The sequence below is a fragment of the Leisingera sp. M658 genome, assembly GCF_025144145.1.
Classification (GTDB): Bacteria; Pseudomonadota; Alphaproteobacteria; order Rhodobacterales; family Rhodobacteraceae; genus Leisingera.
This window is the reverse complement of the sequence record NZ_CP083546.1, coordinates 724,149-743,958: the sequence shown is the minus strand read 5'-3', so window position 1 is coordinate 743,958 and position 19,810 is coordinate 724,149. Positions and strand designations below refer to the sequence as shown.

21 protein-coding genes are annotated in these 19,810 nt (G+C 60.8%); 3 read left to right on the top strand and 18 right to left on the bottom strand.

The window, feature by feature from the left end:
* Nucleotides 1–69: 69 nt before the first annotated feature.
* The 3 genes from ccrA to K3724_RS03835 form a co-directional block, all read right to left on the bottom strand.
* Nucleotides 70–1,356: a crotonyl-CoA carboxylase/reductase gene (ccrA, locus tag K3724_RS03845; protein ID WP_027256384.1), complete on the bottom strand. Its 1,287-nt coding sequence runs from the start codon at nt 1,354–1,356 to the stop codon at nt 70–72.
* A gap of 112 nt (nt 1,357–1,468) precedes the next feature.
* Nucleotides 1,469–2,899 carry a 1-acyl-sn-glycerol-3-phosphate acyltransferase gene (locus K3724_RS03840; protein WP_259990238.1) on the bottom strand — a complete coding sequence of 477 codons (1,431 nt, stop codon included), beginning with the start codon at nt 2,897–2,899 and terminating at the stop codon, nt 1,469–1,471.
* An 81-nt stretch (nt 2,900–2,980) separates the two neighbouring features.
* Nucleotides 2,981–4,069 carry an acyltransferase gene (locus tag K3724_RS03835; RefSeq protein WP_259990236.1) on the bottom strand — a complete coding sequence of 363 codons (1,089 nt, stop codon included), beginning with the start codon at nt 4,067–4,069 and terminating at the stop codon, nt 2,981–2,983.
* Nucleotides 4,070–4,274: 205 nt separating this feature from the next.
* Here K3724_RS03835 and K3724_RS03830 point away from each other — a divergent pair, with 205 nt between their 5' ends.
* From K3724_RS03830 to deoD, 3 genes are all read left to right on the top strand, one after another.
* Entirely contained in the window at nt 4,275–6,242 is a 1,968-nt protein-coding gene (locus tag K3724_RS03830; protein WP_259990234.1) for a protein meaA, read from the top strand.
* 117 nt (nt 6,243–6,359) lie between these two features.
* The gene (locus K3724_RS03825; RefSeq protein ID WP_259990232.1) at nt 6,360–6,677 is read left to right on the top strand and encodes an H-NS histone family protein; all 318 of its coding nucleotides are present in this window, start codon (nt 6,360–6,362) and stop codon (nt 6,675–6,677) included.
* Between the two features lie 21 nt (nt 6,678–6,698).
* Nucleotides 6,699–7,403: a purine-nucleoside phosphorylase gene (gene deoD / locus K3724_RS03820; protein ID WP_259990230.1), complete on the top strand. Its 705-nt coding sequence runs from the start codon at nt 6,699–6,701 to the stop codon at nt 7,401–7,403.
* A 243-nt stretch (nt 7,404–7,646) separates the two neighbouring features.
* On the opposite strand, the gene K3724_RS03815 is transcribed toward deoD, so the two are convergent.
* The 15 genes from K3724_RS03815 to K3724_RS03745 form a co-directional block, all read right to left on the bottom strand.
* Nucleotides 7,647–8,501, bottom strand: coding sequence for a DUF1989 domain-containing protein (locus K3724_RS03815; protein ID WP_259990228.1), 855 nt, complete (start codon nt 8,499–8,501; stop codon nt 7,647–7,649).
* A 99-nt stretch (nt 8,502–8,600) separates the two neighbouring features.
* The gene (locus K3724_RS03810; RefSeq protein WP_259990226.1) at nt 8,601–9,770 is read right to left on the bottom strand and encodes a type III PLP-dependent enzyme; all 1,170 of its coding nucleotides are present in this window, start codon (nt 9,768–9,770) and stop codon (nt 8,601–8,603) included.
* A gap of 337 nt (nt 9,771–10,107) precedes the next feature.
* On the bottom strand, nt 10,108–10,305 hold the full coding sequence (locus K3724_RS03805; RefSeq protein ID WP_259990223.1) for a hypothetical protein: 198 nt from the start codon (nt 10,303–10,305) through the stop codon (nt 10,108–10,110).
* A gap of 47 nt (nt 10,306–10,352) precedes the next feature.
* Nucleotides 10,353–10,529, bottom strand: coding sequence for a hypothetical protein (locus tag K3724_RS03800; protein ID WP_259990221.1), 177 nt, complete (start codon nt 10,527–10,529; stop codon nt 10,353–10,355).
* Nucleotides 10,530–10,634: 105 nt separating this feature from the next.
* Nucleotides 10,635–11,345: a ZIP family metal transporter gene (locus tag K3724_RS03795; protein ID WP_259990220.1), complete on the bottom strand. Its 711-nt coding sequence runs from the start codon at nt 11,343–11,345 to the stop codon at nt 10,635–10,637.
* 45 nt (nt 11,346–11,390) lie between these two features.
* A complete protein-coding gene (locus K3724_RS03790; RefSeq protein ID WP_259990218.1) occupies nt 11,391–11,630 on the bottom strand; it encodes a hypothetical protein in 240 nt (79 codons plus the stop codon).
* Nucleotides 11,631–11,779: 149 nt separating this feature from the next.
* Complete coding sequence (locus tag K3724_RS03785) at nt 11,780–12,559, bottom strand: succinate dehydrogenase iron-sulfur subunit (RefSeq protein ID WP_129369894.1); 780 nt, start codon at nt 12,557–12,559, stop codon at nt 11,780–11,782.
* A 27-nt stretch (nt 12,560–12,586) separates the two neighbouring features.
* Nucleotides 12,587–12,880 (bottom strand): hypothetical protein, encoded by a 294-nt coding sequence (locus K3724_RS03780; RefSeq protein ID WP_259990215.1) that lies wholly within the window; start codon nt 12,878–12,880, stop codon nt 12,587–12,589.
* Nucleotides 12,880–14,685, bottom strand: a complete 1,806-nt coding sequence (sdhA, locus tag K3724_RS03775) for a succinate dehydrogenase flavoprotein subunit (RefSeq protein ID WP_259990213.1) — start codon at nt 14,683–14,685, stop codon at nt 12,880–12,882. The genes K3724_RS03780 and sdhA overlap by 1 nt, the downstream gene beginning before the upstream one ends.
* A gap of 18 nt (nt 14,686–14,703) precedes the next feature.
* A complete protein-coding gene (gene sdhD, locus K3724_RS03770) occupies nt 14,704–15,075 on the bottom strand; it encodes a succinate dehydrogenase, hydrophobic membrane anchor protein (RefSeq protein WP_259990212.1) in 372 nt (123 codons plus the stop codon).
* 17 nt (nt 15,076–15,092) lie between these two features.
* On the bottom strand, nt 15,093–15,476 hold the full coding sequence (gene sdhC, locus K3724_RS03765; RefSeq protein WP_259990210.1) for a succinate dehydrogenase, cytochrome b556 subunit: 384 nt from the start codon (nt 15,474–15,476) through the stop codon (nt 15,093–15,095).
* Between the two features lie 194 nt (nt 15,477–15,670).
* Entirely contained in the window at nt 15,671–16,372 is a 702-nt protein-coding gene (locus K3724_RS03760) for a DUF1194 domain-containing protein (protein WP_259990208.1), read from the bottom strand.
* 304 nt (nt 16,373–16,676) lie between these two features.
* Complete coding sequence (locus K3724_RS03755; protein WP_259990206.1) at nt 16,677–18,191, bottom strand: tripartite tricarboxylate transporter permease; 1,515 nt, start codon at nt 18,189–18,191, stop codon at nt 16,677–16,679.
* Between the two features lies 1 nt (nt 18,192).
* Nucleotides 18,193–18,675 carry a tripartite tricarboxylate transporter TctB family protein gene (locus K3724_RS03750; RefSeq protein ID WP_237455280.1) on the bottom strand — a complete coding sequence of 161 codons (483 nt, stop codon included), beginning with the start codon at nt 18,673–18,675 and terminating at the stop codon, nt 18,193–18,195.
* 54 nt (nt 18,676–18,729) lie between these two features.
* Complete coding sequence (locus K3724_RS03745) at nt 18,730–19,716, bottom strand: tripartite tricarboxylate transporter substrate binding protein (protein ID WP_259990203.1); 987 nt, start codon at nt 19,714–19,716, stop codon at nt 18,730–18,732.
* Nucleotides 19,717–19,810 lie beyond the last annotated feature (94 nt).

The following is a 19,810-nucleotide window of genomic DNA, read 5'->3' as shown; positions in this document are numbered from 1 at the left end:
CAAAAAAACCCGCGAAGCACAGATATGATTCGCGGGGAGATTTCAGTCCATCTTGGAAGCGCCGGCAAATCAGCCTTTGGCGTCGAGCACATCCTGAAGGGTGCGCAGGCCGGTCTTTGGCGCCTGAACCAGTACCGACATGTTGCCGGGCAGATGCTCGTTGCGCCGCATCTTCATATGCGCCTCCGGCAGATCGTTCCAGGTAAAGACTTCGGACATGCAGGGATCCAGGCGGCGCTCGACCATCAGTTTGTTTGCAGACGCGGCCTGCTTGAGATGGGCAAAATGCGAGCCCTGCAAACGTTTCTGATGCATCCACATGTAGCGCACGTCAAAGGTCAGGTTATAGCCGGTGGTGCCCGCGCAGATCACAACCATGCCACCCTTTTTGCAGACGAAAGTCGAGACAGGAAAAGTGCTCTCGCCGGGATGCTCGAACACCATGTCGACGTTTACGCCTTTGCCGGTGATGTCCCAGATCGCTTTGCCGAATTTACGCGCTTCCTTGAACCAGGCAGCGTATTCGGGGGTGTTCACTGTGGGCATCTGCCCCCAGCAGTTGAAGTCCTTGCGGTTCAGAACGCCCTTGGCGCCCAGGCCCATGACAAAGTCGCGCTTGCTTTCATCCGAGATCACGCCGATGGCGTTGGCGCCCGCCGTGTTGATCAGCTGGATCGCATAGGACCCCAGGCCGCCCGAAGCGCCCCAGACCAGAACGTTCTGGCCCGGCTTCAGGTCATGCGGTTCGTGGCCGAACAGCATCCGGTAGGCGGTGGCCAGCGTCAGCGTGTAGCAGGCGCTTTCTTCCCAGGTCAGGTGCTTGGGGCGCGGCATCAGCTGCTGGGCCTGCACGTTGGTGAACTGAGCAAACGAACCATCCGGAGTCTCATAGCCCCAGATCCGCTGGCTGGTCGAGAACATCGGATCGCCGCCGTTGCATTCCTCGTCGTCGCCGTCGTCCTGGTTGCAGTGGATCACCACCTCGTCGCCGACTTTCCAGCGGGTGACTTTGGAACCAACGGCCCAAACGATGCCGGCAGCATCGGAGCCGGCAATGTGATAAGGCGCCTTGTGGCCGTCAAAGGGCGAGATCGGCGTGCCGAGGGAGGCCCAGACACCATTGTAGTTGACGCCCGCCGCCATCACCAGAACCAGCACTTCGTTGCTGTCCAGCTCGGGCACGTCGACCACTTCCTGCTCCATCGCAGTGTTCGGCTCGCCGTGGCGCTCCTTGCGGATCGCCCATGCGTACATCTTCTTGGGCACATATCCCATCGGGGGCATTTCGCCCATCTCATAGAGATCTTTCTCGGGCGCCTCGTACGACATGACGTCAGTCTGGGTATCCAATGCCATGATGGCCTCCTTTGCATCCTGTCAATTGCCGCGGTGCAGAATCGCAGCGGTTACCTGAGGGATAGGATTGAGAAGGTAATATTGCAACCTCTTTTGGCAAGTATGGGTAATTTTATGACCCTGCAGATGCAGCATTGTCCTTGGCAGGTGCAGAAAAACCATCGCCGCCATCCGCGTTCGAGCCGTTTCGAGGCAACAGGTGGCGGATGGAATTGGCATAGAAGGCCAGCAGATCGCGCCGCGCCGCAACCGGGCTGAACCGCCCGTTGTCCTCGGTGACAAGACCGCGCCGCACCAGCTGCCGCAGCCCTGCGTCCGCGGCATAGCCCAGGTTTTCCCGCGGCATGTGGACATGGGCCAGCGGCATCGCCGCAATCAGATCCGCCAGCTGATGCTCAACGGCGGCACGGCTAAGGGGACCGTGCTGCTGCAGAATGGCGGCAATCAGCGGCACCGGCAGAACCGGAACAATGGCGCTGATCCGTGCCATCAGCTCACGACCCAGCGGCTTGGTCATGTCCCCTTGCCGCCCGGCACCAAACGCGGCCAGGCTGAGGGGGCGGCCAAAGTTCACTCCGGCATAGCCCGAACGGTGGTAACGCCCGGTCATCCACAGCCACAACAGCCGCAGCAGCCGCAGCGCCACCAGGCCGATCCGGGCCCGGAACCTGCGGTCGCCATCCTTGGCAGCAGAGGTCAGGATCCTGTCTTCCAGCACCCGGTCGTAATTCAACGCCACCGGCACAAAGACCACATCGCGCCCCTCCGGGTCATAGCCTTCGACAATATACTTCAGCAGGCCCAGTTTGGGCGCAGCAATGGCACCGTCCAGGCTAAGGCCCCCTTCGGGGAACATCGCCTGGGTGGATCCGCCGCGGGTTGCCAGCCGCACATAGGAGGCCAGCACCTTGCGGTAGAGATCATTGCGCGAACGGCGGCGGATGAAATAGGCGCCCATCGCCCGGATCAGGCGTGACAGCGGCCAGACCCGCGCCCATTCCCCCACCGCATAAGACAGCGCAGTGCGATCCGCCGCCAGATAAGTGACCAGCACATAGTCCATGTTCGAACGGTGGTTCATCACAAAGACCACCGTTGCATTCGGGTCGATGGCGCGCAGCGCCGCCTCGTCCTGATGGCCCAGCCGCACCCTGTAGACCGCATTGGACAACAGCCGCGCCGCGCGGATGGCGAGGCCGAAATAGGCAAAAGCGGAAAATCCGGGCACGATCTCGCGGGCATAGCGGCGCACCTGTTCAAACGCCACGTTTTCGGGGATGCCTTCTGCGGCCGCGTGATCCGCCGCCGCCTGGGCCACCTGCGGATCATGGATCAGCCGCTGGATCATGTCGTGGCGCCGGGCCAGCTTGAACGGCTCAATCGGGCGTTCGAGCCGCTGGTTCAGCCGCGCCACGGCACGCTCCAGACGCCGCCGGAAAAACCAGCGCACCGAGGGAAACAGAAAATGCGAGGCAAAAGTCACCGCGGCGAAGCCCACGACCAGCATGAATAACCACAGCGGAATTTCCACGGTTTGCGTCATATCAGGACAGTTGCGCAGGCCGCAGGGCGTTACAAGGGAAATTGAGGGCGGGCGCCGGACCTGCCGCAATGCTATCGCGCATTACTCCTGTTGCAGGCCGTCCGGCAGACCTGCCGGTCTGGGTTCCCGGAACCACGCGCCCAATCGCCTGGCAAGAGATTGCGAGGGCTTCTCGACCCAGGTGAAGACACCCCAGGAAAGCAGCACTATCCCGCCCAGCACCCCCGCAGCGCTGGCAAAATACACCGCGCCGGGCAGGCCCGGGGGTAACAGGGACAACAGCGTGATGCCGATATTGTTGTGCAGCAGATAAACCGAATAACTGACCAGCCCGATCCAGGACAAGGGGCGCCATCCCAGCAGCCGCGCCGCAGGCAGGCGCCAGGCGCAGGCGGCAACGATCAGGTAGATCAGCGTCAGAATTGCGGCCTCTCCTGCGTCCTGCGCCATGCCCAGCGCCACCGCAACACTTGCCCCCAGCAGCGCAAGGGTACGGGTGCAGGCGCCATGGCTGTATACCCGGGCAAAAAGGACACCGGCCGCAAATAAATGCGCGTAGCCCACGAGCATCAGCATGTTCAGCTGTGAAGGCACAAGATCCGGAAAAACGACTTCTGCCGCTAACAAGACAGATTGCCCGGCCAAAAGCACCAGGGCTGCACGTTCAGCAAACCGGCGGGGCCCGAAGACTGCAAACAAAACCGCCGCCCAGAGGTAAAACAGCACTTCACAGGTCAATGTCCAGTACACCCCGTCAATGTAGCCGTCGAAGCCGAAATTGAACCGCCAAAAGGCTGGGGGAATAAAGCTTAGCGATGCCGCAAAGCCGCTGAATCCGGTCTGCACAGAGTTGCTGTATGCGCTGTCGATGAGGTGCATGGCTATAAAAGTGATGACCGCGCAGACCGCAAGAGGCGGCCACAGCCGCAGCAGGCGCTTGAGCAGAAACACGTGCAAGCCGCTTCCGGACCTGAGCGAGACCGAAATGACGAAACCGGAAATGACAAAGAACAGGTGGACACCAAGGTAGCCGTATCCCGTCACGGGCAGAAGACTGTCTCCGTAGGGGTAGAATTCTGGAAAACGCTGAAAGTAGTGGAACAGAACGACAGACAGCAAGGCAATGGCGCGCAACCCGTCAAATTCGCTCAGCCTGCTGGTTTCAGCCATAATGCCCTCAATGAAAATTGTACATAAATACCGCGGACCCTATGCGGGAGGCGGCTTTGCCGCAATCTACCTTTTGGAGAAATTGGGAAAAGTGGTACCGCTAAGGGCAATGCCGCAACGCAGCGAATTGACACGGGTCGAAAATTGCAGTTTACATCTGCGTGACGAAATAAAATTACCATCACACTGACTCGCGAGGCCCGACATGCCGCAGATGCAAAAAGACCGCCCCTGGCTGATCCGCACCTATGCCGGCCACTCCACGGCATCGGCGTCCAACGCGCTGTACCGCGCCAACCTGGCCAAGGGACAGACCGGCCTGTCGGTGGCCTTCGACCTGCCGACACAGACCGGGTATGACAGCGACCACGTGCTGGCGCGCGGCGAAGTGGGCAAGGTCGGGGTGCCGGTCGGTCATCTGGGCGACATGCGGGCGCTGTTCGATCAGATCCCGCTGGAGCAGATGAATACCTCGATGACCATCAATGCGACGGCGCCCTGGCTGCTGTCGCTTTACATCGCGGTGGCCGAGGAACAGGGCGCGGATGTCGCCAAACTGCAGGGCACGGTGCAGAACGATCTGATCAAGGAATACCTGAGCCGCGGCACCTATGTCTGCCCGCCCAAGCCCAGCCTGAAAATGATCGCGGATGTGGCCGAGTATTGCTATACCAACGTGCCCAAGTGGAACCCGATGAACGTGTGTTCCTACCACCTGCAAGAGGCCGGTGCGACACCGGAGCAGGAGCTGGCCTTTGCGCTGGCGACCGCCCAGGCGGTGCTGGACGAACTGAAACCGCGCATCGCGCCGGAGGACTTCCCGGCGATGGTCGGGCGGATTTCCTTCTTTGTGAATGCGGGCATCCGCTTTGTCACCGAGATGTGCAAGATGCGTGCCTTTGTCGATCTGTGGGATGAGATTTGCCGCGACCGCTACGGCGTGGGCGATCCGAAATTCCGCCGCTTCCGTTACGGCGTGCAGGTGAATTCGCTGGGTCTGACCGAACAGCAGCCGGAAAACAACGTCTACCGTATCCTGATCGAGATGCTGGCGGTGACCCTGTCGAAAAAGGCCCGCGCCCGCGCGGTGCAGCTGCCCGCCTGGAACGAGGCGCTTGGCCTGCCCCGCCCCTGGGACCAGCAGTGGTCGATGCGGATGCAGCAGATTCTGGCCTATGAGACCGACCTGCTGGAATACGGCGACCTGTTCGATGGCAACCCGGCGGTGGATGCCAAGGTCGAAGAGCTGAAGGACGGCGCCCGGGCCGAGCTGGCCAACCTGGAATCGATGGGCGGCGCCGTGGCCTCCATCGAGTATATGAAGGGCCGCCTGGTCGACTCCAACGCCGAGCGTCTGAACCGGATTGAGAAGAACGAGACCGTTGTGGTCGGCGTCAACAAATGGACCGAGGGCGAACCCTCGCCGCTGCAGACCGAGGACGGCGGCATCATGGTTGTGGACCCGGCGGTGGAGCAGGAGCAGATCAACCGCCTGAACGCCTGGCGCGCTGAACGAGACACTGCGGCGGTCGAAGCTGCACTCGCCGCCCTGCGGGCTGCGGCGCAAAGCGGCGCCAATATTATGGAGCCGTCCATCGCCGCCGCCAAGGCTGGCGTCACCACCGGCGAATGGGCCGAGGAAATGCGCAAGGTCCACGGTACTTACCGCGGCCCGACCGGCGTGTCGGCGTCCGTTTCCAACAAGACCGAAGGACTGGATGACCTGCGCGATGCGGTGAATGCAGTCAGCGACGTGCTGGGCCGCCGCATCAAATTCGTGGTCGGCAAGCCGGGGCTGGACGGCCATTCCAACGGCGCCGAGCAAATCGCCTTCCGCGCCCGCGATTGCGGCATGGACATCACCTATGACGGCATCCGCATGACCCCGGCAGAGCTGGTCGAAGCCGCGCAAAAAGACGACGCCCATGTGGTTGGCCTGTCGATCCTGTCGGGCAGCCACCTGCCGCTGGTCGAGGAAATGATGAGCCGGATGCAGGAGGCCGGCCTTGGCCATATCCCGGTGATTGTCGGCGGGATTATCCCCGATGACGATGCGGAACGGCTGAAATCCATGGGCGTGGCGCGCGTTTACACTCCCAAAGATTTTGAGCTCAATTCAATTATGAGCGACATTGTGAACTTGGCAAAGCCACCGGAAATTGCAGTGAATTGACCGTTCTTGGGCAATTTTCCGCGAATTTCCAAAAAGATGCTGAAACGCGTCTGGCATTTGCGCCATAAAGAGTGACATACCGGGGCTTCCGGTATGTCATTTAATGTGGAGTGCAGAATGACCCTCGATCTTTCGGCAATGACCAGAAAAGAACTTCTTCAGCTGCAAAGCGATGTGGAAGAAGCGCTGCGTACAGCAGAACTGCGCGAACGCCAGGAAGCTTTGAAAGCGGCTGAAGAAGCGGCTGCGAAATACGGCTTCTCCTTGGAAGAAATCGCCGGCGCCTCGCGTCAAGGCGTAAAGAAAAACAAAGCGGCCCCAAAATACCGCAACCCCAGCAACCATGACGAAACCTGGACCGGCCGCGGCCGCAAACCGCATTGGGTGCATGCTGCGCTGACCGCAGGCATGGATATTTCCGACCTGGAAATCTGAACCTGACGGCGGAGCAAAACCATGACCATTCATATTGGTGCCGCAAAAGACGATATTGCGGAAACTGTTTTGATGCCCGGCGACCCCTACCGGGCGAAATGGGCTGCAGAGACATTTTTGAAAGACGCCAAGCTGGTCAACGAGGTGCGCGGGATGCTGGGATTCACCGGCAGCTGGAACGGGCATCCGGTGACCATTCAAGGCAGCGGCATGGGGATGCCCTCGCTGTCGATCTATGCCAATGAGCTGATCCGCGATTTCGGTGCCAAGACGCTGATCCGCATCGGCTCCTGCGGCGGGATGCAGGACAGGGTCAAGGTCCGCGACGTGATTCTGGCGATGACTGCCAGCACTCTGAACAGCCCCTCCAGCGGTATCTTCCGGGAGCTGAACTTTGCCCCATGCGCTGATTGGGGCCTGCTGCAGGCGGCGGCGCAAGCTGCGGCGAAACGTGATGCCGCAACACATATCGGCGGCATCTACTCGTCAGATGTGTTTTATGACGAACGCCCCGACCTGAATGAGCAGATGGTGCGCCACGGCATTCTCGGCGTGGAGATGGAAGCCGCAGAGCTTTACACGCTTGCGGCCCGGCATGGCTGCCGGGCTCTGGCAGTGCTGACGGTGTCTGACCATCTGGGCACTGGCGAAGCCTTGCCGTCCGATCAGCGGGAACGCAGCTTTGGCGACATGGTGGAAATTGCGTTGGAAGCCGCATTTTCCTGATATCGCGTTAATTCATTAAAAAGTAAGGGCAGCGGTTTTCCACTGCCCTTTTTATTGCCAGCCTGAACGTTTAACCAATGCGGCCAAGAGGCACCTTGAATGCATTCTCTGCCTGCATTGCCTCATGGTGCCCTTAAGGCTGAACGCGTGTGACGCCGCTGCATTCCAGAAAATCTCTATCCCTCCAGAATTCACGCCAATATTGGCGCTTCCGGTGAAACTGCAGCTTTCCTATTCTGACCGCTATCGGCCATGGCTGCGGTCATAACCATTGCGGGGCGGGCTTTGCCAGCCCTTCAGCGCGCCTGCTGCGGGCTCAAAGATCTCGATCAGCAGCGGATGGCAGGCGGCGGTATCGCTGGAATGCTCAGCCGAGCAATCGCCGCCGGGACAGGCGCTGAGGGCGCCGAGAAGATCAATTTCGGCAAAGAATTCCAGATAGTCACCGGGCCGCACCGGGCTGGCCTTCATGAAATACTGGCCGGTATCCCGGGTAAAGCCGGTGCACATGAAAACGTTAAGCACGTCATGCACATGCGGTTCCGCCTCCGCCAGGGAAAGGCCGAGGTGTTCCGCCAATGCGCGTGTCAGATTGGAATGGCAGCAGTGGTGGTACTGGCTGCCGGCCAAAAGGTTGCCGGTGTAAGGATCGCAGCGGGTGCCGATCACATCATGCACCGAACCGCCGAAATCGTCGATCCCGTACCAGCCCAAGGTATCTGCGGTAATCGTGGCCATGGGGCGCAGATGCGGGAAACTGGTCCACATCCGTTCGCCGGTGGTGATATGGGTGCCATGCAAGGCGCGGGTCTTGCCGGAGTAAAACCGCTCGCTCAGGTCGTTCCTGCTCCACAGGTTGAGGTCGCCGACCTGCGGCCCCTGCACTGAGCCGATCCGGAAGAAATGCCCGGCCGGCACCTCAAAACAGGCGGCTTCGCGGGGCTGCGCCAGCACCTCGCCGGTCTTCACTGCGCCCAGCCGGGCCTGGTGATACAGCGCCAGATCGGGCGCCGGCAGGGTTTCGTTAGGATAGCAGACCACTGGCTGGACAGCGCGGCGGGCCTCCGCATCGGCCGGGGCTGCGGGAATGTCGGTCATGGGGCAAACTTTCCTGTCTGTTTGCCCCATCAAGACCGCATCGCCGCAGGTTTGCAAGCCCCGCAGCCGCGGCTGGGCTGCACCATCGGATCACAACGATCAGATCACTACCACGTCCAACGGCGGGAAGCCGTTGAAGCCGACCGACGCATAGGTCGAGGTATAAGCCCCGCAAGAATGGATCACCACGCGGTCGCCGCCCCTCAGCCCCAGCGGCAGTTGGTAGGGCTTGCGCTCGTACAGCACATCCGCGCTGTCGCAGGAAGGTCCGGCCAGAATGCAGGGGCCGGTGGTCTCATGGTCGCGGTCCGTGGTGATCCGGTAGCGGATTGCCTCGCCCATGGTTTCGGCAAGGCCCGAGAACATGCCGATATCGAGGTAGGCCCAGCGGTGCAGATCATCGTCATGCTTACGCGAGACCAGCAGCACCTCGGCGGCAATGGCGCCTGCCTCGGCCACCAGTCCGCGGCCCGGTTCAGCCATGATCTCCGGCACATCGCCGAAATGCGCGCCGACCAGTTCCATCACCGCGCGGGCGTAATCTTCGGCCGGCATCATGTCCGAGCCATAAGAGGCCGGAAAACCGCCGCCGATGTTCAGCAGGTTCAGTTCATGGCCTGCCTCATGCGCCTGGCGCCAGACCCGCGCCACCTGCTCCAGCGTGCCCTGCCACATCTGCGGCTCGCGGGTTTGCGAACCGACGTGGAACGACAAGCCATCGACCTGCAAGCCGCGGGCGGCAGCATAATCCATCAGCTTCAGCGCCTTGTCCGGCGTGCAGCCGAATTTGCGGCTGAGCGGCCAATCGGCCTCGCTGGCCTCAACGATCAGCCGCAGGCAAATCCTGGCGCCCGGCGCATGCGCGGCCAGCTTGTCCAGCTCCTCACGCGCATCGGCGGCGAAATGGGTGATGCCGATGCTGTGGGCAAAGGCAATGTCGGCAGGGCGTTTAATGGTATTGCCAAAGGTGATCCGGCTGGCCGCAGCGCCTGCCGCCAGGCACATTTCGATCTCCGCCCGGCTGGCCGCGTCGAAATTGGATCCCTCCTGCACCAGCCGCTCAAGAATGCCCGCTGCCGGGTTGGCCTTGACCGCATAGTGAATGCGGGCCCGGCCCAGCCCGCGAGCCAGCGCCTGGTATTTGGCGGCAACCGCTTCGGCGTCCACCACCAATGTCGGCCGCTCAAACCGGTTTGCGGCGATGAAGCTCAGAGTGCGGGATACAGTTTCGCAATTACGGGCAGACAGCCCGGCTACGTTTGCGTTCATGGTCATCTCCAAAAGACCCGGCCATATATGACCGCTCAGTTCTGTCAGAGACGTTACCGTCGCTACGTAACCGTAGGGGCGTAACCCCTTTCGCCAGAGGCGCGTGCGTTGGCGTCTTGGGCGTCCATATCGGGCATGTGCCTGAGTCGTTCAAGTGTTTTCTTTGCCATCCCTGCAGCAGACCGGCAGACCGGTGCGCTCCCGCCTGCTTCAGGGGCTTTGCCAAGCCCCGCCGCAGTTGGGCCCGGCACCGCGCCTTGGCGCGGTGCCGGGCCCAAGGCCGCACGGAAGGCGCTCCGGCGCAGCCGGTGCGCCTGCGGGCGCGGGAGAGCTTCCCTTAGGGCTTGCGCTGCGGATTGCCGCAGATCCGCGGGGCTTCCCCGCCTGGCGCAACCGCACCGCAATAGCTGCAGCGCCATTGACTTTTGGCACGCTGCTGGCGCCAGCGGCAATCGCGGGTCAGGCCGGAAGCGCTGCGGCGCCACAGGAAATAGCCGAACACACCGGCGAGGAGAAGCAGCAGCAATAGGGGCATGGCCCTTACCTATGCGGCGGCAGCAGCAAGCTCAACCACTATGGCACTCAGGCCGCCTGATAGTATTCGATCACCCATTCGCCGGGGTCAGCCTGCTCAACCGCCGGCAGCGGTTCCGGGGTGTAATAGGCGAAGGCTTGCTCCAGCGCGTCCAGCGCGTCTTGTGCAGCCTGCTTCTTTTGCGGTTTCACGGTGTCCATCGGGTTGCCTCCATAGTCTGGCACGGTCCTCCCTTGCGCAGGAGGATAGGCGCAGGCCAAACCCGCTGCAGCAGATGATTGTGCAAAGGCGTCATGCAAGCACCGCATTGCAAACCCCGCAGGCAAGTCTCAGCCGGTCAGAAGCTCCCCGGCCAGCCCCAGCGCAAAACCGGCAACCGCACCCAGTGCCGGCACGCTGCTGCGGCTGGAATGGGCCTTGGGCGCAATATCCTGGAACAGCAGATAGAGAATGCCGCCAGCCGCAAAGATCATGATCGCCCCCAGCGCAGCACGGGCGTCCGCCAGCCAAAAAAGCCCAACCAGCGCACAGGCAGGCCCGAGCGCGGCCAGCCCAAGAAAGGCCAGCAACACATGCCAGGCCGGGCTGCTGCCACTCCAGACTTCGCGGAAGGCGGCAAAGCCTTCGGGCAGGTTCTGCAGGAAGATCATCAGCGCCAGCAGCTTGGCGGTGGCCGCATCCGCCACCAGCATAGCCCCCAGCGCCATCGCTTCCGGCAGGTAGTCCAGCAGCATCGCCATCAGCAAGGCGCCGCTGCCGCCACGGCGCTGCAACAGCGCATCGACCGCATAAAACACCGCTCCGCCAGCGGCAAACAGGCCAACCGCCCAAGCGGGCGGCAGCACCTCGGCCGCTTCCGGCACCAGCACCAGCGCCACCGCCGAGGCCAGCGCCCCGCCGCCAATGGCCCCGATGGTGTGCAGCACCTCGTCCCGGAGCATCGGGTTGCGGATATGCTCGCACCAGGCAAGGAAGCCGCCTAACGGCATGGCGAGACCGGCAAGCCCGGCTAAAAGAATGGCAAAAACATGTGGTTGCATGCCTGCAGCCTAGGGGCGGCTCAACCGAAGCTCAACCCGCATGCGTCAGGCGTTAATGCAGGAGGTTGCCTGCGCCGCCTGCCTGTCCGTCACATTTTGCCCAGGCTGCACGGTCCGCAAGACAATCGCCCCGGCCCCATGGCCCAGGAACTCGGTCCGCACCCGGTACTGGCCGGTGATGCCTGCCGCGTCGATACAACCGGGGATGCGGGCGTCGGTGGCAGCAAGCTGCGCGCCCAAGCGGTCATTGTCTGCCGCCGACAAGCAGCCTGAAAGAATGCTCAAGGCCGCAATGGCCGGAAAGATGGATTTCATTTCTGTGCCTGCCGTCTGCCTGGGGAAAAACAATACCCCCGGTTTCGCAGGAAACCGGGGGCGGTGCAATTTTCATCGCTGCTGGGCAGCGGATCCTTGCGGATCAGTCTTGTTGCATATCAAACGCTGCGCTCGACCATCATTTGCTTGATATGTGAAATCGCCTTGGCCGGGTTCAGACCCTTGGGGCAGGTCTTGGCACAGTTCATGATGGTATGGCAGCGGTAGAGCTTGAACGGGTCTTCCAGCTGATCCAGACGTTCCGGCGTCGCCTCATCCCGGCTGTCGATGATCCAGCGGTAGGCGTGCAGGAGGGCTGCGGGTCCAAGGTAACGGTCGCCGTTCCACCAGTAGCTTGGGCAGGACGTTGAGCAGCTGGCGCACATCACGCATTCATAAAGCCCATCCAGCTTCTTGCGGTCCTCAATCGACTGCTTCCACTCTTTGGCGGGGCGGTTGGTCTTGGTTTCCAGCCAAGGCATGATTGAAGCATGCTGGGCATAGAAGTGTGTCAGGTCCGGGATCAGGTCCTTGACCACCGGCATATGCGGCAGCGGATAGATCGCCACATCGCCCTTGATCTCATCCATGCCATAAATGCAGGCCAGCGTGTTGATGCCGTCGATGTTCATCGCACACGACCCGCAGATCCCCTCGCGGCAGGAGCGGCGGAAAGTCAGCGTCGGGTCGATCTCGTTCTTGATCTTGATCAGCGCGTCCAGCACCATCGGGCCGCAGCTGTCCATGTCCAGGAAATAGGTATCGACACGCGGGTTCTGGCCGTCATCCGGGTTCCAGCGGTAGATCTTGAACTTGCGCACATTGCTGGCGCCGTCCGGCTTGGGCCAGGTCTTGCCGGTGGTGATCTTGGAGTTCTTGGGAAGGCTGAATTGAACCATGGTCTGTCTCCTTCGGGTCCCTGGCGATTACTCGACCGTTACAGAATGGGCTTCGAGTCTGCGCGCCATACAGGCCGTGAAGGCCGATCTTGCGGTTCGGAAGTCTTTGGCCTTGGCCTCGACCCTCTTGCTCTGCTTGATCGTCATGCGGACACCGCTGTTGCCAACACGCTTAAGGCCTTTGACATGAAGGACCTCCGAATTAGCGACCTCTTCCAAACAATAAGGCTGTTCGTTCATCGCATAGAGGATCGGGTTAGCCGAGGCCGGCATGGTAAAGCAGGCCATTGCCAGGCCAACAGAAAGTGTAAGCTTTTTCATCAGAACGTCCTCGCCTTCGGCGCGATTTTCTTGAGGCTGATACCGCCTTCGGCTTCGGTCGACAACGGGTCGGTGATCACCGGACGGTAGCTGAGTTCTACCTTGTTGCCCGCCACGCGGGAGACGGTGTGGACACGCCAGTTTTCATCGTCGCGGGTCGAGAAATCCTCATGCGCATGCGCGCCGCGGCTTTCCTTGCGGGCTTCGGCGCCGACGATGGTGGCCAATGCACTGGGCATCAGGTTTGTCAGCTCCAGCGTTTCCATCAGGTCGGAGTTCCAGACCAGCGACCGGTCGGTCACCTGCAGGTCGTCCAGCTTGGCGGCGATCGCGGTCATCTTTTCTACGCCTTCGGCCATGGTTTCCGCAGTGCGGAACACGGCAGCGTCGGCCTGCATGCATTTCTGCATCTCCAGCCGCAGATCCGCGGTCGGGATGCCGCCCTTGGCATTGCGCAAGGCATCGAAACGGTCGAATGCCTTATCAACGGAAGCCGTGTTCAGCACCGGATTTGCTGCCTCAGGGTCCACAACCTTGCCCGCACGGATGGCGGAGGCGCGGCCAAAGACCACCAGATCAATCAGCGAGTTGGAGCCAAGCCGGTTGGCACCATGCACCGAGGCGCAGCCAGCCTCGCCCACGGCCATCAGGCCCGGCACCACACCGGTCGGGTCGTCAGCCGTCGGGTTCAGCACCTCACCCCAATAGTTGGTCGGGATGCCGCCCATGTTGTAATGCACGGTGGGCAGAACCGGGATCGGCTCCTTGGTGACGTCCACACCAGCAAAGATTTTAGCGCTTTCGGAAATGCCCGGCAGCCGCTCCGCCAGCGCTTCGGCCGGCAGGTGTGAAAGGTTCAGGTGGATATGGTCGCCCTCGGCGCCCACACCGCGGCCTTCTCGGATTTCCATGGTCATCGAGCGGCTGACATAGTCGCGCGGCGCCAGATCCTTGTACTGGGGCGCATAGCGCTCCATGAACCGCTCACCTTCGGAGTTAGTCAGATAGCCGCCCTCGCCGCGCGCGCCCTCGGTGATCAGGCAGCCGGAGCCGTAGATGCCGGTCGGGTGGAATTGCACGAACTCCATGTCCTGCAGCGCCAGACCGGCGCGCGCCACCATGCCGCCGCCGTCGCCGGTACAGGTATGCGCCGAAGTGGCGGAGAAATAGGCGCGGCCATAACCGCCGGTCGCCAGCACCACCATCTTGGCGTTGAAGATATGCATGGTGCCATCATCGAGCTTCCAGCACACCACGCCCTGGCACTGCCCGTCGTCGGACATGATCAGGTCGATGGCGAAATACTCGATATAGAATTCCGCGTTGTTCTTGAGCGACTGGCCATACAGCGTGTGCAGGATCGCGTGGCCGGTCCGGTCAGCCGCGGCACAGGTGCGCTGCACGGCGGGGCCTTCGCCGAATTCAGTGGTGTGGCCGCCGAACGGGCGCTGGTAGATCTTGCCTTCCTCAGTACGCGAGAACGGCACGCCATAATGTTCCAGCTCGTAAACAGCCTTGGGGGCTTCGCGCGCCAGGTATTCCATCGCGTCGGTATCGCCCAGCCAGTCGGAGCCCTTGACGGTGTCATACATATGCCACTGCCAGCTGTCGGGGCCCATGTTGCCCAGGCTGGCGGCAATACCGCCCTGCGCCGCCACGGTGTGGGAGCGGGTCGGGAACACCTTGGTCACGCATGCAGTGCGCAGCCCCTGTTCCGCCATGCCCAGCGTCGCGCGGAGGCCAGCCCCGCCGGCGCCAACCACGACCACGTCATATTCATGTGTTTCGTATTCGTAAGCAGCCATTGATGGAAACCTCGGAGATTACAGGGCCAGGCGGATCAACGCATAGGCGCTGGTCGCGGCGACAACATAAGACAGGCAGTTGACCAGAATGATCGTCAGACGGCCTTTGACGCCGTGAACATAGTCCTCGATCATGATCTGGGCGCCGGACTTGAAGTGCATCATGCCGACCCAGATGGTCAGCGCCGCCACAAGCGCCGGGAACGGGCGCGAATAATAGGCGGTGATCTCCTCGTAAGATCCGCCCAGCGCGGAGCCGAAGGTGAAGACAAACAGCGGCACCAGGATCAAGAGAGCAACCGAGCTCACCTGCATCGCCCAATGATGGCTGGTTCCGGATTTTGCAGCGCCCATGCCAACGGCGCGCTTGCGGTCAGTCAGAAATCGCATCGCGTGTGTCCTTCAGCTTAGACGATAATAATGGTCAGAACGGTCAGGATCACTGATCCTGTGATCACAAACCAGCCCAGCTTCTCGGCCTGGTCCAGGTCCAGCATATAGCCGTTGTCCCAGATCAGGTGCCGGATACCCGCCAGTGTGTGATACCAAAGGCCCAGCGCCGACAAGGTCATCACCAGATCGCCGAACCAGCTGGTCAGCACGCCATTGGCAATGGTGAAGTATTCAGGCGAGGTTGCGGCGGCCAGGAACCACCAGGCAATCAGCAGCGCCGAGACGATCAGCGCATTGCCGGTGATCCGGGTCAGGATCGACGTCAGGGAGGTCAGCTGCGGCCGGTAGACCTGCAAATGCGGCGAAAGCGGGCGGTTGCCCCGATTGACATCGGCCATGTTGGCTCCTTTTCAGGTTGGCTGACGACGTTTTAGCCGATTTTTACGGCGTGTCACCCGAAGGAAGTGTTAAAAAACACGGGAAATTGCTCTGTTGGCGCTAAAAGGCCACGACTTGTGATCACAGCAAATAATTAGTGATCACAAATTTACAAATTGGAAAATTTTTGCAGAATCACAAGACAATCTGCAAATCACTGCAAAGCCAGCGCCCTCCTGTCTGCCTCGGGCGGCAGCGCAGCTGTCTGCTTTGCAACCTCCCGCACCAGCTTCTTGCGGATCCGCGCAGGGTAGTCGTCAAAGCTGGAGGCGGTGACCACAAAAGCCCCGTCGCCGCGGATCACATTTTCAAAAAAATAGGCTGTCAGATCCGGTTCGCTCTGCTCGATGGCGATGGCGTTCACTGTCACCCCAAGGGCAGACAGCGCCCCATGCGCTTCGCGCGGCTCAACACCTTCATTGGAAAATCCGTCGCCGGAAATGTCGATCACCCTGCGCCTGCAATCCGGCACTGCGGAAAACTGATCCAGCGCCAGAAACAGCGCCTCCCCCACTGCAGTGGAGTAATTGCGCCAGGGCCGCGGCGCCTGTTCGATCTGCCGGGCCAATGCCTCGACATCGGCAAAACTGCGCACCGGAGCCCAAGGCAACGTCACCTCCTGCCGTGACTCGCCGGACCATTGCACCAACAGCACCTGCGCACGCGCCTTGACCAGCGCCTCTGACACCACCCCGTCGCGCAGCCCCGCCGCCAGCCCGTCCATCTGAATGCGGTACTCCTCGGCATCCACCGACCCCGAGACATCCACTGCCAGCACCAATGCCAGATCGCAGGCCGCTGCCCGCAACGGCCAGAGGGAGAGCGTCGAGATAACCAGAAGCTGCAAAACCCGCATGCAGCCAGCTTAAGCGGCAATCGCGCCAAGGGTCATCACATTTCTGCCAGCCTCCCCTGTTCATCCGGCTGAAAACATCTGCCGTGTTGCTTTGATCTACACCTGTTCGCGCTGTAAGCATGGGCAAAGAGCGTGTTGACGCCAAATACCGGAACGCTCTTTGCCCATGCGATTTCAGCAGAGCAGCCGCTCGTCTTCTGCGCAGAGAAAACCGGCAAGAGCTCAAGCTACGTTTTCTGCGGCACACTCGAACTGGTACAAGGCGCTGAACGGCGGGCGTAGACCAGGTTCCAAATTTCGCCGCCTAATCACCATCAGCTGTGCCTGAGGCACGCAGTGCGGCCCGCCTTGCCCGATAACCGGGAAGAACGACAAGCAGGCCCGCGACCACGAGAAGGCCGACTGTAATCGGGCGTTCCCAAATGAACGAAACACCATCGTAGAGCTGCATCGAACGGGCGAAATTATCTTCGAGCATGCCGCCAAGAATGAACCCGATAAGCAGGGGGGCAAGTGGATAGTCGGCAAACCTCAGTGCCGTGGCGCAGATGCCGAACCCCACCAGGATCAGCAATTCGGTCGCGTTGTTTTGACCAATATACGCCCCCATCAGCGTGAAAAAGAGAATGAAGGGGATCAGGTAGTTGCGCGGAACCAAAAGCACCTTGGCGATGTAGGGGATCAACGGCAGGTTCAGTACGAGCAACACCAGATTGCCAATAAACATCGACATAATGACTGCCCAGAACACCTGCGGTTCGTCAATCATCAAACGCGGGCCGGGTGTTACGTTCAGTGCGATGAGCGCGCCGAGCAGAATCGCGGTCGTGCCCGAACCGGGAATGCCCAGGGTCAGCAAGGGCACAAATGAACCGGTGCAGGCGGCATTATTGGCTGTTTCCGGGGCGGCAAGACCCTTGATCGAGCCTTTGCCAAATTCAGCCTGCTCGTCCTTGGTTGCGATGTTACGTTCGACCGCATATCCCAGAAAGCTGGCGATCGTTGCGCCTGCGCCTGGCAGAACTCCGATGAAGAAACCTTGTAGCGACTGCCTGCCAATCACTGGTGCGATGGCCTTGGCCTCGGCACGGTTGATCCGCAAATCCTTGATCTCGTCACCGCTGCCGTCATGTGTCTCCTTTGGCTTCAACACCAAAAAGAGCGCTTCGGGCAGGGCGAACATCGCCATGGCAAGAGTGATGAAACCGAAGCCGGATTGCAGATCCATGATCCCCATCGTGAAGCGCGGCAGGTTGAACAATGCGCCCTCCCCAACTGTCGCCATGATCAGGCCAAGCACAGTCATCAACAGAGCCTTGGCAACCTGCCCGGTGCCAGCAAAGGCCGCAATCGCCGACAGGCCGACGACCATCAGTGCAAAATACTCAGCCGAGTGAAAGAGAAGCGCGACCGAGGACAGGGCGGGGGCAAAAACCATCAACAGCAGCGCCCCCACGGTGCCGCCGCAAAAGCTGGCAATGGCGGCAATAGTCAGGGCCTTGCCGGCCTTGCCCTGCTTGGCCATCGGATATCCGTCAAAACTCGAAGCTACCGTTCCTGCGACGCCTGGAGCGTTCAGCAGGATCGACGAGGTTGAGCCGCCAAAAATGGCCCCGTAGTAGACACCGGCCAGCAAAATCAGTGCCGCCGATGGATCGCCCATTGAAATCGCCACCGGAATCATGATGGCGATGATCGACATTGGCCCAAGACCGGGAAGCATGCCGATAAAAGTACCGATCAGGCAACCGCCGATCACCATCAAAAGATTTTGGATTGAGAACGCCGTTTGCAGACCGATGAGAAGTCCTTCAAGCATATCAGCCTCCGAAAAAGCCCGGCAGCGGGCGCATGTAAATGCCAAGGACCTGTTGCACCAGGTACCAGACAACCAATGTGGCGATCAGCGCAACGATGATCATGATATGCCACTTGCGCTCTCCCAGAACAAACGAGCCGAGGATCAGAAAGGCAGCGGTTGAAACGATGAAGCCCAGCGGGCGCAGGCACAGCGCATAGGCAACCATCAGCGCCAGCAGCAGGATGGCCTGCCCTAGCTTGTATTCGCCCAGCCGCCGGTAATCGATTTCACCAATCGTCACGTCGCCCTTTTCGAGCCCCAGAAGAACAACCAGCGAGGCGAGCACGCCCAGGATTGAAAGCACTTTGGGAAAGGTGCTTGGCCAGATCGGGTTGCGCTGCATGAACGGTGCAAGCCCCGTATCCATCGTGAACCAGGCGGTAAAGCCATAAGTCAGGCAAATACCTAGCAATATCAGTGCAATCCAACGATCAAGTGCCATTTTTCCCTCCCGTTGCAACGAGCAGAGCGATCACCCGCTCTGCCAGTCCGGGCTTCACAGGAAGCCCAGCTTTTTCATCAAATCGCCGATGACTTGTTCCTGCTCTTCCAGGAAGGTTTTGAACGCATCGCCCGAGTTGTGGATATTGACCCAGCCGTTGCGGCCTCGGACATCCTCCCACTCCGGCGTGTCATACATCTTTGAAAGTGCCGCCTGGTACATGGCGACCTTGTCCGCCGGCAGCCCCGGCGCGCCGAAGAAACCGCGCCAATTCACAAATGTCGTACCGATGCCCTGTTCTTTCATCGTCATCGCATCCGGTGCTGCCGCAACGCGCTCCTCGGATGTCACCCCGATGATTTTGATCTCGCCCGCAGCCGCCAGGTCCACTGCTTCCGAAAAACCGGTCGACAGGGCTGCAATTTCACCCGACAAAAGCGCGGCCATGGCTTTGCCGCCCGCATCGTACGGAATGTATTTGACGTCCAGCGGATCCTTGCCCGCTGCTTCCATCACCATCGCGGCGACCAGATGGTCCATGCCGCCGGGAACCGAACCACCGCCAATCGCAGTTGCGCGCGGATCGGCGTCGAAGGCGGCCAAAAGGTCTTCCATAGAGTCGATAGGGCTGTCCTTGCCAACAACCAGCGCGGCATAATCACCGATTGTACCGGCAACCAAGGTCAGATCGCGGAAGTTATGCGGAAACACACCTGTCAGTGACCGGATCACGATGGGTGTCGAGTTGACCATTAAGGTGCCGTGGTTGCTTTCAGAGTTTTCGATGAGATAGCCGATGGCCTTGCCACCGCCGCCCCCGGACATGTTTTCGTAGGATGCGTTGCCGACAAGCCCAGCCTTGGTCAGGGCCTCGCCAGTGCCACGGGCTGTGCCGTCCCATCCGCCGCCGGCACCGCCTGGAATCAGAAAGTGAATACTGTCGAGGACTGGTTCTTCGGCGGCAGATGCGGGCGCTCCAAGACCAAGCGCCGCAACAGCGGCCGCCATAAGGACGCGACGGCCGATTTTGAATGTCGTCATTTTTTCCTCCCATTTGACAACTGTCCGCAAGACGGCTCAGTTGAGACATTCAAACACGCCAACCTGACACAGACCTGTCACGCCGCAAAAAGCG